Consider the following 13,806-nt stretch of genomic DNA (forward strand, 5'->3'; position numbering starts at 1 on the left):
TTTTATTAGTCATTCACCAATAATGGACCTCTCCTCAGCGGTGACCTCCTCCTCTGAGTCAACGTGCAGTCTCCTCGTTTGTATACCGTCGGGTGTTAGTAATACCATTTTCACTGAGGCTCCATCCTCACCGAACCTTGTTAGGTACCTAATCAATACCTTGTTGGCCAGTACTATACCTATGTGTTGTGTCTTACCGTTTAATGAGACGCTTTGGTGGTAATGCCAGATTTCCTTCTTCGTTATTATATTGAATTGTTTAACGATGGAGTCCTTATAATCATCAAGGATTAGGTTATAAATGCTTAATACCCTCCATATTCTCTTTGTTGGGTTTATTTCCCCGTAAATAATGACCACGGGTCTTTCGGTTCTCTTTTCCTTAACCTTTGATTGGTAAATTGCGGTTATTACAGGTTTTGAATCAAGCAGTAGTAGGTCCTTAATGAATTGTCTGTACCTAATCACGGCTGCCATGAAAGGCATTAATAACCTAAACCTAAACTCCACACCATTAGGTATCTTCACGCTATCGAAATTACAATTATAACAATGAACCCTAACAATGGCTGGCGATGGTTCTATTATCCTCCTTATGAAATCCTGACCTTCCTCAATGAGTTCCTCATTGTTCACCTTCTTGGATTCATCATTAATAGCCATCAATATTCTATCACTATTATAGAATTTATTAAATTTATGGTTCATAATGATAATATTGTTCTATGGAAAATATGCAGATTCTGCATCTTACAAACTGCTTTTTAATATAATCTATGAAGTATTAATTGTATGATGAGGCATGAATTAAGGAGATACATCACCTATGGGCAATTAATAATGTGGCCCAGGATTGTTATAAGTGCGAGAAATCACGTTAAGTTGGTGTTATTTAGTAATGCCATAAGTAAGGGTGATGTAAGGAGTATTAGGTGTACGATGGTCAGGATCTTAAGACAAGAACTCATTGCTCAGTAGATTTTAATGAATAAACAATAACCTCCTTATTACCCCTAATAATTACCTGCCTCTGAATTAATCCCTTCCTAATCAAAATACTCAATGCGTTCCTAACAGTCCTACTGGGTAACATTGTCTTCTCAACAATCTCCCTCTGCGTTAACTGACCCTCGTACTCAAGAATCTTAAGTATGAACTTGGCACTTGGTGGTAGGTCCATATTGGCTAGAAGGCTTACCTTCTTCTCATAACGGCCAATGGCACTCGAGACATTACCAACCCTAATAAGCTTAAGTGGCTTTCCAGGCATTATCTTAGTCTCATTACTCACGTAGGTCCTAATACTGCCGTCTATTATCACCTCAATCCTGGACCTGGAAATTAGGTCCTTTATGCTAATTACAGAATCGCTGGGTACAATTACTGGTACGCGGGCTAGGTTCGTACTATTAACGGGCACTATCTCAAAGACCTGGGCTCTCGAGTGTATTAATGGGCCTCCTGCCGACATTGCGTATGCTGTGGAGCCCGTGGGCGTTGATATTATTAGGCCATCGGCGACATCATGCCATAGATACTCATTATTCACGTACAGGCTATACTCAAGGGTTATTGCGCTTTTAGCTGGGAAAATGGCGACCTCATTTATTGCATTTGGTAGTTTCTTCCCTTTCACGTTCACGGAAAGCCTGAGTATCTCCTCAACATCGTAACTACCACTCACTATCGTCGATAAGGCCTTATCCAGGTTTGCGATGTCCACGGAATTCAGGAAGCTCAGTCCAAAACCCACGGTGAGGACCGGGCCCTCCCATGAATTTAATTTATGAAGGTTCATGATTATGAACCTATCTGTCCCAATAATACCTATAACATCGTAATTACTAACATCATCGCTCAGCTCAGTGACTACATTAAATGATGAGTAATCATTAATTAACTTCTTAACCTCATCAACAACGCTAGGCATTGTTATCAACAGACCTCTCATCTTTGTTAATTATAGAATGCTACAGGAATTTATTTTTTACTATGATTACCTCGATAATGTATGCCTTAAAAATGCGAGTAATTAACTATGTAGGATGCTAACAATGATTGTGGGGGTACTTGGACTACTATTCATTGCGGTAGGTTGGGTGCTCGCACTAGGTGATGTGCCACCACTTAGGTTAACAATACCATACTTAATAGGCAGCGCCCTACTGACGGCATACTCAGCACTTAATTGGAACCTCATATTCCTAGTATTAAATGGTGCCGCAACAATCCTCTCAGCCATTAATCTAATAAGGAGGATTAGAATAAGTAAGGTTAATGTTGAAGATCATGGATAATGCCATAAGCTCAAGCACTAAATCACCCTTTGCAATGTATATATCACCACCATTACTTAATAACAAAGTTATTAATGAATCAAGAATCAGCGTCCCTCTGGCAGTACCCCTACCTAACGCTACTGTGCATTTACCTTCACCAGTATTTAGCACTGTGATTGTATATATTGAACCAGGGATTACCCGGTCCTTAACAATTACCTCGGTCATACCAATAGTGCTAACCACCTCGGTTTTAGCAAGGCCTAGTAATGATAATGCCTCATCAATACTCCTCGTATTACCAATTCTTTTAACGAGATTTATTATGGTTGATAATATGCCCCTTGCAGTGCCCCTTTGAATAGGTATTGTTTCTCCATAGGGTAGTAGGGATATGACGACGGAGCCTTTAGCCATGCATGGATTACTTACAGAAATTATAACACTATGTGGAGGCACATTACAATCATTAACCCTAACGATATCCTCATCTAACTCTTTAACTACATCAATCAACCACTGAGGCGGTTCGCCAAATACATAGATCAATGATGGACCACCACCCTTAATTATTTTAATCGCCCTGAGGCATTTACGGTGATCCTAAAAATCCCTTCTCTAGCTCCTCAACGTCCTTTAATATTTCATTTACTGCCTCCTTAATAACATCAAGTGGTGGTTTTCCCTTGGTCTTTATCCTAAACCGAACATTCTGTGTCAATGGATGGTCTACATCATACATCGCATACTCAACATCAGGTCTCTTGAGTAAGTACTCAATCAACGGCGCGAATAACGTGTATGTTTCACCCTGGACAACAGCCTCTAGGTAGTTGTCCTCAGCCTTAACAATACTTATTTTAATCACGAATTCACTGTGGAATAGGTAGTAAAATAAAAGCTTTAGCTCTAGCTTAAAAATAATACATTGAGCATATATCTAAGTGATGACAACCCCCGGAACTGACATCGAGTGAAGAATTCACGTACCGGCTGACTTTATTCACTTTTGATGCTTCTAATTTTAGCTTCACAAGGCTTCACTTCAAATACCGTTTTCAAAAATAGATAATATCAATAAGTCCAATAGCACTTATAGTACTTACTAGTTAATAATAATTATTATACCATAAGGAACAACTCTTAATTTAGCAATGTTTAAAACTAGGTCGTATTTTTACCTAACCACTATGTCCAATTTATGCATTTATGTTATTGTCGTCTTGACAGTGATTCTTGTGATTATTGGTGCTTATCTGAGCATGATTGTCATCTCATTAAAGAATGAAGTTAATGCGTTAAGAACGGGCATGTTAAGGAGCGTATCAGAGTATTACGAGTCATTGACGAAACCCATGCTTTATATTTCCACATATGGGAATTATAGTTTCGTGGCTTTGTATCTAAACATAACGAACCCAACAAATGAATTAATGAATATTACAATTAACATAATTACCATACAACCACCAATACCATATCAGGTATTCCTAGCATATCCGATGGCATTCATAATACCACCAAAAACCACAGTCTCACTACCAGTAATACTTAACTTATTTAATTCGTCCATGAATAACATAACGAATATAAACATAACAATCACAATACTCACCAATGAACTAGCCAATTTAAGATTACCTGGGGTTACATACAACGTATCGATAATCGAGGTCATTCCGATGAAACAACCAATGGGTATTGCATTTTACGGGCTAACTCAGGGATCATTGTTCTCTCTACGTGTTATGGATCCATTATCAAGTTCAATGACGATTATTAGTTATGAGATGTACGCCTATAATGGCTCTTTGTTAACCTCATGCATTTTAAGTAAATCCTTAGTTATAAATCCAATGAGCTTTACTGGTTTCTCTCTACCGACTAGATCAGGTACATTCTCTACATTGTTTATCGTAAATATGCCATCTAGTCGGTTAGAAACTTCATTTTCAGCATCAACGATATGTACAGTGAACTACACGCTTCCAACAAACGATGCAGAATTACCCTATGGATATGTTATGCTGAACACAAATATCGGGAACATAACAATACCGTTAATACCATTTCCGCCTATCTTCCATAACATAACATCTAATGCTTCTCATTAATGGATCAGGTCTTTGTATGTTCTCAATACTTCAGTGATTTACCTTTATATCAGTCGTTGGCGAAGTAATCATCAGTCATTAAAGGGTGCGTTCATCACTTGCATCATTAGTTTTTTACTCACCCGGAGGTCCTCCGCGTAGTCTTCCTCTCCTTTTTATATCCCTTGTTCTATTTATTTCCCTCTCAATTCTCTTAATCAATGTCTCAAAGGCATACCTAACCGCGTTGACTGGGTCCCAATCAACTTCGTTAACGGTGTACGTGTCAGCGTTGTCCTTAAGCATTATGTGAACGGAGTACTTACTCCTCTTCTCTTCACCTCCCTTCTCGTACTTCTTGATGTTTATCTTCATGTCTATCACATTCGTCATCCTATTTATCTTGGCAATGTAATTTGAAATTACCTTCTCAACCAATGGCTTAACATCTTCATCAATTTCAGCGAGCTTAGCCTCTACAGGTATCTCCTCATATGGTCTAATAACAGCCCTTATAACGTCATAACTTGAGATGACCCCCACCACGGATTCCCCAGAAATCACGGGCATTCCAGAAATACCCTTATCAAGCATTAAATTAACCGCGGTGTAGACATCATCACTCTCGCTAACGGTTATTACTGGCGTAGTTGCTATTGCCTTCGCGGGAGCTGCGAGTATGTCATCCTCGGTGCCAACAACGTCACCCCTCCTACTGCGCCGTGGTATTGATGCGTAGTATAAACGCTCAACTATGTCGCGCATTGAAACTATACCGTAGAGCTTACTTGACTCAAGTACTGGTAGGCGTGTTATTCCATGCCTAATCATAAGCCATTTAGCCCTTGCCACGGCTTCATTGGCGTCAATAGTAATCGCAGGTTTAGACATTATTGATGATACGGTAATTCGAGGTAACAACTTACCATTAACTAAGTACCTTAGTATTTTTTCCCTAGTTAGAATACCAACAAGGTTCATGCCAGAATCCACAACGGGTAAGGCCCTAACCTTCAATGTAAGGATCTTTGCCATGGCTTTTATCAGGTCTGAATCCTGGTTTATTGAATATGGTGGCGACATTGCACTTGAGACCTTAGATTTGAGACTAATCCTACGTTCGAGTAAATCCCTATAGCTCAGGGTACCGACTAATTTACCGTTCTCATTAATGACGGGGACAACCCAAACCTTATAATCCTTCATGTCTGAAATTATCTTGGAAACAATGTCCTTAGGTTTTGCGATAACTATTGCATGGTCCATGAGCTCACTAACTAGTGGTGTACTCATTGAGGAAATACTTGATTAGGCCTTTAATAATTTAATTGGGTATAATTTTTATAAATAGGGATGGAAGATACGGCCACGATGGATTGCCAACAAATCCTCAGCGATACAATCCCTGTGATTCATAATCCAGCCAGTGTTCAGAAACTTCTTGATGCAATAAAGGTATCACTTGGCTTTGGTGTAAAGACGATAGTCATAACTAAGGCTGTGGGTACAGCAGCACAGCAGGGAATACCTGAGGCCTTTAGGCTTGTTCTTAAATCAGGGGCTACATTAATAGTGCTACCAGATATTAAGGATGCCATTGAGTTATTGCGACCCGACTCAATTTACTTCCTGAGTACGAGGGGTAATCCTATGGATAATATTAAGGGTAGGACTTTAATGATAGTCCAGGCTTCCGATCAGTCATTTATGCAGAGCGAATTGAATTTGGGGCAGCAAGTTAAGGTTATTAGTAGGGATGTGGGTAGTACGGCATTATTAACATTAGCACTTAATAAGGTACTTGATAAATGCATTGAATGAGGTTATTACTTAAAAATGCCTCATTGCTAATTCTTTCGGTCACGATGTCAGCATTCATTGATGCATTAGCAATACTGATAGTACTCGTGGTGATAGCCCTAATAACCGATGCTGCAGTAATATACATAGCAAAGAGGATTGCTACTAGGAATCCAAATGTATCGAAGCTTCAGAGATATGAGGCTGGTAACCCACCGGTTGGTGAGGCCAGGTACGTGTTCCCAATACAATACGTAGGTTTTCTAATCATGTTTCTAGGCATGGAGCCGATCATAGTAATACTACTAATTTTGTCATCAGCTACTGTCATGGCACTACCAATAACCTACATAATACTAGCGATACTAGTAATAACTCTACCCAGTATCTATGTTGGTTATAAATACGCATTAAAAATTGCGTATCCCAAAGAATTTATAAGAAGGTCAAGTGGTAGGTGACGCGAATGTCACTTGACAAATATTTAGAACCCTACAAGAAGTGGGGTACGAAGTATTCCCTATGGCCTGTCCACCTCGTAACGGCGTGTTGCGGTGTTGAGATGGCACATACCTGGAACCCAACATATGACGCGGAAAGGCTTGGTTCATTACCATGGCATTCACCAAGGCAGACTAACCTAATCCTTGTTGAGGGTACGATATCCTTCAAAATGGCAAGGGTCCTTAGATACATTTGGGAGCAAATGAGTGATCCCAAGTATGTGATTGCCATGGGCTCCTGCGCCGCTGAGGGCGGTGTATTCTGGAATAGTTATCATGCAGTTCCGGTTAATAAAATCGTGCCAGTTGATGCATACGCCATCGGTTGCCCACCAACACCTGAAGCCGTTATTCAAATGATTAGGATTGTCCAAAGGAAAATAGAGACAGGCGAGGCTAAGGCCAATGTTAAGCCAAAGACCATTGATTTAACGAAGATCTTCACACCAACACCAACAAAACAACCCGCACCAAACCCACCACATAGGATAACCCCTAATCCGCACATACCGGTTTGCCAGGAAAAGAAAGTTGAGTGGCCCTTCGGCTATGAATTAATAACTAATCAATTAATGCCTGCACTCAGGGAATCGGCCAAGAAGATCGTTGTAACAGACGTTAATAGAATATGTGTTAACACGGAACCCAATAAGTTAAGGGATGCTGCATTATCATTATCAAAACTAGGCTTTGATCATGTAAAGTCAGTTAATGTAATTGATGCGCCACACGAGAATAAGTTCTATGTCGAGTATTGGATCTCAAGCTATAGCAAGAAGGAATTAATGCCGGTACTAGTATCATTAACAACGGAAATCCCAAGGGATAATCCCAGGGTACTGAGCCTAATTGATGTTTGGCCAAGTGCGGATTACATGGAGCGTGAAATGTATGATTTCTTTGGTGTCTGGTTTGAGGGTAATCCATGGATGGGTAAGAACTTCTTACTGGACCCAGATACGCCAGTTAAGTTTCCACTTAGGAAGGATGTACCAATAGTTAGGGAGTTCTATATTATCGATAGGGAATTTCCAGGACTACCCATGGCGCCACCACAGCCAAAACCAGCAGCGCCACAAAAGCCAGTCCAGGCACCGGCCCAACCAAAACCCACACAGCAGGCTTCGCAACCAAAGCCCGCAGAGATCACACCACCACAGGTAAAACCTGCCCAGGAAAAATCGGGTGAAGATAAGCGGGAGATGGATGATAGCACTGGGTGATGGACATGGGTAACGATGAGAGATATGTAGAACTACCCGTTCAAATGGAGGTACCTGAGGAGTTCACTAGGAACTTCGTACCAATACCAAAGGAATATGTTGAGGAGGCCTACAGGAGCGATGAGTATCTAGTCTTCATCGGTCCTCAGCATCCAGGTAGTGGTCACATGAGGATAATACTGAGGCTCAAGGGTGACTATGTAATTGATGCAATACCAGATCCAGGTTATGTTCATAGGGGTGTAGAGAAATTGGCTGAAACTAGGTTGTACATACACGTCATACCTCTTATCGAGAGGCCTACTATTCAGGACTCGGCTAATTTCGATCTTGGTTATTCACGTGCAGTGGAGAAATTGGCTGACCTTGACGTGCCAAAGAGGGCCCAGTACATTAGGGTAATACTGGCTGAGTTGAGTAGGATAGCCACACACCTATACGATACTGGAATACTCGCCGTGTTCATTGGTCATAGTACAGGCTATATGTGGGCCTTTGGGCTCAGGGATGTGATCAATGAGGCTTTCATAAGAATTACGGGCGCGAGAACAACACTTAGTTATACCGTGCCTGGTGGTGTTAGGTGGGATGTTAAGCCCGAGGTCCTTAACTTTGTTTATGAATTGACGAATTACCTGGAGAGGAAGATGAATGATATGGGATCAATATTCGTTAAGAATCCAGTGACGATACATAGACTTAAGGAGGTTGGCGTACTAACAAAGGAGGAGGCAATTAAGTACGGCTTAGTTGGTCCGTTCCTTAGGGCATCTGGTGTTGAGTATGATGTTAGGAAGGTAGAGCCCTATGAGGTATATAATGAGTTTGAGTGGGATATACCGGTGGCTGATGAGGGTGATTCATACTCAAGGTTCCTGGTTAGGGTTGAGGAGATTAGGCAGAGTATTAAGATAATTAGGCAGGCGGTTAAGAACATACCAGACACACCAATAATTAGTGAGAAACTACTATCGAGAATACCGCCGAAGGATAGGCCGCAGGCAGCCAAGGACATTAGGACATTCCTAACAAAGACGCATGTGGGACTAACACCAAGCGCTGGCGAGGCAACGACATTGACGGAAGCCTCGAGAGGACTACTACTATTCACATTAATATCTGACGGGCACAGCAACGTGCCGTATAGGTTAAGGATGGTCACACCATCATGGCTACTGCTCAGGGGATTCATGGAGTCGCTAAAGGGCTATAGGTTAGCAGATGTACCGGCCATATACGGAAGCTTCGGTTACTTCCCACCAGAGGCCGATAGATAAACGGAATTAAATCAGCCATTTACACTAAAGACTATGAGTAGTCCTCAAGGCAGGACTTTCACAATACTAATAAAGTAGGGAGAGAATAATAATGCCCAGGAAATAGTTACAACTCCCACTCACTCTTGCTCATTAGTGCTTTATATACCTCTCTGTGTTTATTTCCTAGATGTTACCCAGTGATTATGGACCTGGAGACATTGAGTTTTGGATTGAACCTCCATTACTACTTTCCATACAATCTGATGTTAAGAAAATGCTTGATGAAGGCGTTGATTCACAGGTACTTGCCCTGGTCCGTGATTTGAGGAAGGTTATTGAGGATAGAGGATTAATTAAGAGCATTGGTTCATTAACAAGGGCTTTCAATGCCTACGCAATTGACTCGAGTTACCCAACGCCGCCTCTCGAGCTCGTTGGCGGCGTCATGACAGTCCTCTCTTACGGCTATGTTGGTTATCTTAATGGTTCTTATGATAGGTACATGACTGGTGAGGTTGTTTTTGAGGATGTCGGTGAGTTTGAGAGAGTAATTACGAGGAGAGCTCAGGTCAGGGAAAGGGAGTTGGCGATTAGGCTTCTTCGTAATAAGGCCCGGGGCAGGAAGGAGGTTGACCTGGTTATTCTTGATGGTGAAATACCGATGCATCCGTTGCCATATAATCTACCTGTTGAGGGTGGTGTACTTGCCCGCGTAACAAGTATAATTGGCGATTTACTGGACTTAGCATTAAAGACTGGTGTACCATTAATTGGTGTTGTTAAGAGGGTTAGGTCAAGGTTCCTATCAATACTGACTAATGAGTGCTTACCAATGAATGACAAGCTCATTGCAAGCCTAGTCCTAAATAATGGTGAGTACATGGTGTTGGGTAGTTATGGTGATATTCTTCCATCATGGGTTCAAATAAACTATAGTGATTGCGAGCTAAGAAAGAGGTGCAAAGGCACAGGTTGTGATAATATTAAGGAATTAATGAATAGAAGGCTTAATGAGGGTTTAATGAACCTTGAGCAGGTTTTCAGTGGGTCTAGTCATTCAGGGTTAAGAATGCTTAAGGAGATATACGTGGTGTTTTACAAGCCACGTAATGGCGCACCTGCAGTTAAGCTTGAGGTCTTTAATCCAGGTAATAAGATAAGTATTGACGACATAGTTACTTATCTTGAGTCCCAAACAACAGATACAGGCTACCCCTTCCTACTTGATAGGGTTGATGAGTATGTAAGGCTTGACCCCAAAATACTGGATTACGTAAGGAGCCTAATAATTAAGGGTTCAAAGGATTTAAACCCAGCCCTGTTGACAATGCTTCAATTAACTAATCCACAAAAGGCTTACCTAGTGAGGAGGCTTGAGGCTTAATTGCCCTAACCTAATGGCAGGCTATATTTTAATACCACTAATTTAATTGTTCTATGTTAATGAGGATTGGAATTAGAATGAGAGGCTTGATAATTAAGGTGGCTATATTCATACCTTTGGCAATAGCTGCAGTAGTGGGTATTAGATTCATTCAACCGATTTTTGCACCAATCATAATACTTACACTTCTTATCCTAGTCATAATCATCAATAGAATAATAAATAGGAAATTATTAAGCATATGGGGATCGCAGTTATTAAGTATGGATAACTATGTCATTTATGAAGAAGGGATCTATGTAAAGCCCGTTGATATTTTCTACCCATGGAGTGAATTAATTACTGTGCGTAATGAGCAGTCATTCGTAACGTTCGTGTTCAATGATGGTACTGAAATTTCATTATTAAGAAGTATTATTGAGGGTCTAGGAAATTGTCCTTGCTTAATGAACATTAGGTAAATGTTAAATAGCAGTGGTATTGCCTAAAGGAATGGTGATTACTCGTTGCGGAGGGTAATAATACTGGGTGCGGGCGGTCGAGACCTACATGTATTCAACATGTACTTCAGGCATAACCCAGAGTATAAGGTTGTTGCTGTCGCCCAGGTTCAGATACCAGGTATTGGTGGTAAGCGTTACATAAAGGGTTCAGGAGATCTCTATCAACCAGGCGGTATACCCCTAGTTGGACTTAAGGATCTCGAGGATTTAAACCGGTTAATTAGAGACTTGGGTGCTGATGAGGTTATCTTAGCATATAGTGATTTACTTTATAATGATGTCGGTAAAATAATAAGTATTATTTTAGCAAGTGGTGCAAGCTTTAGGATTCTTGGTCCGAGGGATACCATGATAAAGTCCTCCAAGCCAATGATAGGTGTTGTTGCTACTAGAACAGGTGCTGGTAAATCAACGGTTTCCCATGAGGTAACAGTAGAACTCCTTAGGAGAGGACTAAGGGTCGCGTCAATAAGGCATCCCATGATTTATATGAATCCCGATGATATGCTTGTTCAGATATTTAAGACAAAGCAGGACTTGATGAAAATAACGTTTGAGGAAAGGGAGGAGTATGAACATTATATTGAGATCGGTGTACCCGTACTTGCTGGTGTTGATTATGAGATGATACTCAATGAGGCAGAGACCATGGCAGACGTAATACTATGGGATGGTGGTAATAACGATTTCCCATTCTACTACACTGATTACTTAATAACGGTTACTGATGCCAGGAGACCAGGGCATGAGGTCGGCAGCTTCCCTGGTGAGGTAAATACTAGGTTGGCCAATTCAATAATAATAACGAAGGTGTCTGATTCAACTCCTGATAATGTTAGGACAATAATCAATAATATTAAAGCCGTTAATCAAGGGGCATCAATTACGCAGGCTGATCTTGAGGTTTACCTGGATAATCCGAATGAAGTATCAGGTAAGAGGGTGATTGTTATTGAGGATGCGCCAACGGTCACTCATGGAGGTTTACCATACGCGGCAGGGTACATAGCAGCCAAGAAGTATAATGCTGAGATAGTAGATCCAAAGCCGTACGCTGTGGGCATAATAAAGGAGACCTACGCCAAGTATACGCACATGGGGTCAGTACTACCAAGCCTAGGCTATACTCCAGAGCAAATAAGGGATTTAGAGGAGACCATAAGGAGGATACCAGCTGACGTAGTCATTATGGGTACTCCAGCTCACATTGAGGATGTTGTTAAGATTGATAAGCCAATAGTTAGGGCTAAATGGAGACTTAAGGTTCTTGAAGGGCCAACAGTAGGTCAGTTAATTGATGAATTCCTTGAGCGAGTGAGACTTAAGTAATTTGTTGATGGTTCATGACTAAGTCCATTAAATACCTTGGTATTGGTTTATTGTTCATGCTTATTAGTTTTCCATAATTAATTACTATTGGTATTACGCCTTCCCAATGCTTATCGCTACTAATTTTGGGTCCTCCCTCCCTCTTCTTGATTGCGAAATCCTCAATCTTAACCTTGACAACAGCCACTGAATTCAACTCATCAATTGTCGGTAAGTCAGTATCGCCTATTCTTCCAGGTACTAACCTATTAATTATTAATTGAAATACACGAAGTTTTTCACCTGGTTCATTAACGAATGACCCCCTACCATATACAATAACTGATGCGTAATTAATTGAGTTATTACATAGATCACTTGAGAGGACTATCCCATGGATTTCCGTCACAGCAATAACTATTGGTGATCCACCACCTATTATCTTAATCAATCTACTATCAGGTGATCCATGCATGTAAATGTACTGGTCATCATTAACATAAAGCATTGGTATTACATATGGCTCACCCTCATCTATAAATCCAACATGACATATGAAGTTTCTACTCAGTATTTTCATGAGTTCATCCCTATCATAAGAAGCCCTCTCGCTGTATCTAACGACTTTAACCTTACGGATGTCCACACAATGTTAAAACTATTTACTAATTAAGGATTATCATAATGATAAATTCCCCTCATCCCTAACTACGACAGGTCTAGCATGGATAACTCCTCCTAAATACCTGGTCGTCAGGTCGATTATGAATTGCACGGAGTCAAGGAGTCTCTCATCATCAATGCCAGGTACACCTGCGGTAATTATTAATACATTTTTTGTTTCAGTCCTTATCTTCGTAATTTCAGAATCCCTATATGGATAAACATGTAGTATTAAGCCATCTATTGTCGATAGTATAATTTGATTATTGCTTAGGGTCCTTTTAGGTGAACCAATTGGATTAAAGGTCTCTCCATCCCGTGCATATCGTATGATGAGATCCTTACCACTAAAACTATCAATATCATAAAGCCCAATTGGTACTAAGTACTTTATGCTTGCTGCATTCCCAATATCAACCACTGGATTAATCCTTGGCAAGTCCTCACCCCTGAGAATCCTTCTAAGCAGTGCCTCCTGGGCTGGTCGTTGCTTCGTTGGGTCTATACCAAGTTCATGCCAATAAAAATCCCTATAAAACCTGATTATAGGGTCATCCTTAAGCTTATCAAGACTGTACTTAGCCCTAACATCCTCAATAGTATTGTTAATGGTAGCCAGTAATTCGCTTGGGTAATCATTATTAATTACATTACTGACTATGCCTACACCAACAAAGACCTTACCCCTGAGCTTAGTATCTATTGAGAGTTTCACGCGATTACATAACAATATTTTGATATTAAATTTTTACCAATAAATCAGCTCTGGTGCCACTCCTCATTATTCAGAA

Annotated in this window: 17 protein-coding genes; 10 read left to right on the forward strand and 7 right to left on the reverse strand. The window is 40.6% G+C overall.

The genetic code is table 11. The annotated features are described in order from the left end of the window. Window positions 1-9: 9 nt before the first annotated feature. Complete coding sequence (locus tag VMUT_RS10825) at window positions 10-663, reverse strand: hypothetical protein (protein ID WP_148224754.1); 654 nt, start codon at window positions 661-663, stop codon at window positions 10-12. Between the two features lie 129 nt (window positions 664-792). Between VMUT_RS10825 and VMUT_RS10830 the strand changes: the two genes are divergently transcribed. Continuing rightward, on the forward strand, window positions 793-978 hold the full coding sequence (locus VMUT_RS10830) for a hypothetical protein (protein ID WP_148224756.1): 186 nt from the start codon (window positions 793-795) through the stop codon (window positions 976-978). Here VMUT_RS10830 and VMUT_RS10835 read toward each other — a convergent pair. Beyond that, on the reverse strand, window positions 965-1,951 hold the full coding sequence (locus VMUT_RS10835) for a winged helix-turn-helix transcriptional regulator (RefSeq protein WP_013605455.1): 987 nt from the start codon (window positions 1,949-1,951) through the stop codon (window positions 965-967). The two genes, VMUT_RS10830 and VMUT_RS10835, sit on opposite strands and share 14 nt — an antisense overlap. Window positions 1,952-2,045: 94 nt before the next feature. On the opposite strand from VMUT_RS10835, the gene VMUT_RS10840 reads away from it, so the two are divergent. Beyond that, entirely contained in the window at window positions 2,046-2,297 is a 252-nt protein-coding gene (locus VMUT_RS10840) for a hypothetical protein (RefSeq protein ID WP_052298545.1), read from the forward strand. On the opposite strand, the gene VMUT_RS10845 is transcribed toward VMUT_RS10840, so the two are convergent. Both VMUT_RS10845 and VMUT_RS10850 read right to left on the reverse strand, forming a co-directional pair. Further along, a complete protein-coding gene (locus VMUT_RS10845) occupies window positions 2,247-2,828 on the reverse strand; it encodes a hypothetical protein (protein ID WP_013605456.1) in 582 nt (193 codons plus the stop codon). The two genes, VMUT_RS10840 and VMUT_RS10845, sit on opposite strands and share 51 nt — an antisense overlap. 43 nt (window positions 2,829-2,871) lie before the next feature. Continuing rightward, a complete protein-coding gene (locus VMUT_RS10850) occupies window positions 2,872-3,147 on the reverse strand; it encodes an RpoL/Rpb11 RNA polymerase subunit family protein (RefSeq protein WP_013605457.1) in 276 nt (91 codons plus the stop codon). Between the two features lie 322 nt (window positions 3,148-3,469). Between VMUT_RS10850 and VMUT_RS10855 the strand changes: the two genes are divergently transcribed. Beyond that, window positions 3,470-4,393: a hypothetical protein gene (locus VMUT_RS10855; RefSeq protein WP_048057046.1), complete on the forward strand. Its 924-nt coding sequence runs from the start codon at window positions 3,470-3,472 to the stop codon at window positions 4,391-4,393. A gap of 114 nt (window positions 4,394-4,507) precedes the next feature. Here VMUT_RS10855 and VMUT_RS10860 read toward each other — a convergent pair whose 3' ends face one another. After that, entirely contained in the window at window positions 4,508-5,665 is a 1,158-nt protein-coding gene (locus VMUT_RS10860) for a CBS domain-containing protein (protein ID WP_013605459.1), read from the reverse strand. A 78-nt stretch (window positions 5,666-5,743) separates the two neighbouring features. Here VMUT_RS10860 and VMUT_RS10865 point away from each other — a divergent pair, with 78 nt between their 5' ends. The 7 genes from VMUT_RS10865 (at window position 5,744) to VMUT_RS10895 (ending at window position 12,373) form a co-directional block, all read left to right on the forward strand. Next, window positions 5,744-6,193 (forward strand): RecB-family nuclease, encoded by a 450-nt coding sequence (locus VMUT_RS10865; protein WP_048057305.1) that lies wholly within the window; start codon window positions 5,744-5,746, stop codon window positions 6,191-6,193. Then, complete coding sequence (locus tag VMUT_RS10870; RefSeq protein WP_013605461.1) at window positions 6,190-6,633, forward strand: NADH dehydrogenase subunit 3; 444 nt, start codon at window positions 6,190-6,192, stop codon at window positions 6,631-6,633. The genes VMUT_RS10865 and VMUT_RS10870 overlap by 4 nt, the downstream gene beginning before the upstream one ends. 5 nt (window positions 6,634-6,638) lie before the next feature. After that, window positions 6,639-7,898 carry an NADH-quinone oxidoreductase subunit NuoB gene (gene nuoB / locus VMUT_RS10875; protein ID WP_013605462.1) on the forward strand — a complete coding sequence of 420 codons (1,260 nt, stop codon included), beginning with the start codon at window positions 6,639-6,641 and terminating at the stop codon, window positions 7,896-7,898. Beyond that, window positions 7,898-9,175: an NADH-quinone oxidoreductase subunit D gene (locus tag VMUT_RS10880; protein ID WP_013605463.1), complete on the forward strand. Its 1,278-nt coding sequence runs from the start codon at window positions 7,898-7,900 to the stop codon at window positions 9,173-9,175. The genes nuoB and VMUT_RS10880 overlap by 1 nt, the downstream gene beginning before the upstream one ends. A gap of 169 nt (window positions 9,176-9,344) precedes the next feature. Then, window positions 9,345-10,541, forward strand: a complete 1,197-nt coding sequence (locus VMUT_RS10885; RefSeq protein WP_013605464.1) for a DNA double-strand break repair nuclease NurA — start codon at window positions 9,345-9,347, stop codon at window positions 10,539-10,541. A gap of 59 nt (window positions 10,542-10,600) precedes the next feature. After that, a complete protein-coding gene (locus VMUT_RS10890) occupies window positions 10,601-11,002 on the forward strand; it encodes a hypothetical protein (RefSeq protein WP_148224760.1) in 402 nt (133 codons plus the stop codon). 45 nt (window positions 11,003-11,047) lie between these two features. Next, on the forward strand, window positions 11,048-12,373 hold the full coding sequence (locus tag VMUT_RS10895; protein ID WP_048057047.1) for a cyclic 2,3-diphosphoglycerate synthase: 1,326 nt from the start codon (window positions 11,048-11,050) through the stop codon (window positions 12,371-12,373). Here the strand turns inward: VMUT_RS10895 and VMUT_RS10900 are convergent. Together VMUT_RS10900 and VMUT_RS10905 are read right to left on the reverse strand one after the other, a co-directional pair. Beyond that, window positions 12,366-12,998 (reverse strand): pyridoxamine 5'-phosphate oxidase family protein, encoded by a 633-nt coding sequence (locus tag VMUT_RS10900; RefSeq protein ID WP_013605467.1) that lies wholly within the window; start codon window positions 12,996-12,998, stop codon window positions 12,366-12,368. The genes VMUT_RS10895 and VMUT_RS10900 overlap by 8 nt on opposite strands. 33 nt (window positions 12,999-13,031) lie before the next feature. Beyond that, window positions 13,032-13,730 (reverse strand): B3/B4 domain-containing protein, encoded by a 699-nt coding sequence (locus VMUT_RS10905; RefSeq protein WP_013605468.1) that lies wholly within the window; start codon window positions 13,728-13,730, stop codon window positions 13,032-13,034. Window positions 13,731-13,806: the final 76 nt, after the last annotated feature.

Source organism: Vulcanisaeta moutnovskia 768-28 (assembly GCF_000190315.1).
Taxonomy (GTDB): Archaea; Thermoproteota; Thermoprotei; order Thermoproteales; family Thermocladiaceae; genus Vulcanisaeta; species Vulcanisaeta moutnovskia.

Coding starts and splice junctions, on each gene's coding strand:
- VMUT_RS10880 (WP_013605463.1), top strand. CDS start 7,898: ATGGACATGGGTAACGATGAGAGATATGTAGAACTACCCGTTCAAATG.
- VMUT_RS10870 (WP_013605461.1), top strand. CDS start 6,190: ATGAGGTTATTACTTAAAAATGCCTCATTGCTAATTCTTTCGGTCACG.
- VMUT_RS10890 (WP_148224760.1), top strand. CDS start 10,601: ATGAGGATTGGAATTAGAATGAGAGGCTTGATAATTAAGGTGGCTATA.
- VMUT_RS10865 (WP_048057305.1), top strand. CDS start 5,744: ATGGATTGCCAACAAATCCTCAGCGATACAATCCCTGTGATTCATAAT.
- VMUT_RS10840 (WP_052298545.1), top strand. CDS start 2,046: ATGCTAACAATGATTGTGGGGGTACTTGGACTACTATTCATTGCGGTA.
- VMUT_RS10860 (WP_013605459.1), bottom strand. CDS start 5,665: ATGAGTACACCACTAGTTAGTGAGCTCATGGACCATGCAATAGTTATC.
- VMUT_RS10835 (WP_013605455.1), bottom strand. CDS start 1,951: ATGAGAGGTCTGTTGATAACAATGCCTAGCGTTGTTGATGAGGTTAAG.
- nuoB (WP_013605462.1), top strand. CDS start 6,639: ATGTCACTTGACAAATATTTAGAACCCTACAAGAAGTGGGGTACGAAG.
- VMUT_RS10825 (WP_148224754.1), bottom strand. CDS start 663: ATGGCTATTAATGATGAATCCAAGAAGGTGAACAATGAGGAACTCATT.
- VMUT_RS10855 (WP_048057046.1), top strand. CDS start 3,470: ATGTCCAATTTATGCATTTATGTTATTGTCGTCTTGACAGTGATTCTT.
- VMUT_RS10885 (WP_013605464.1), top strand. CDS start 9,345: ATGTTACCCAGTGATTATGGACCTGGAGACATTGAGTTTTGGATTGAA.
- VMUT_RS10830 (WP_148224756.1), top strand. CDS start 793: ATGATGAGGCATGAATTAAGGAGATACATCACCTATGGGCAATTAATA.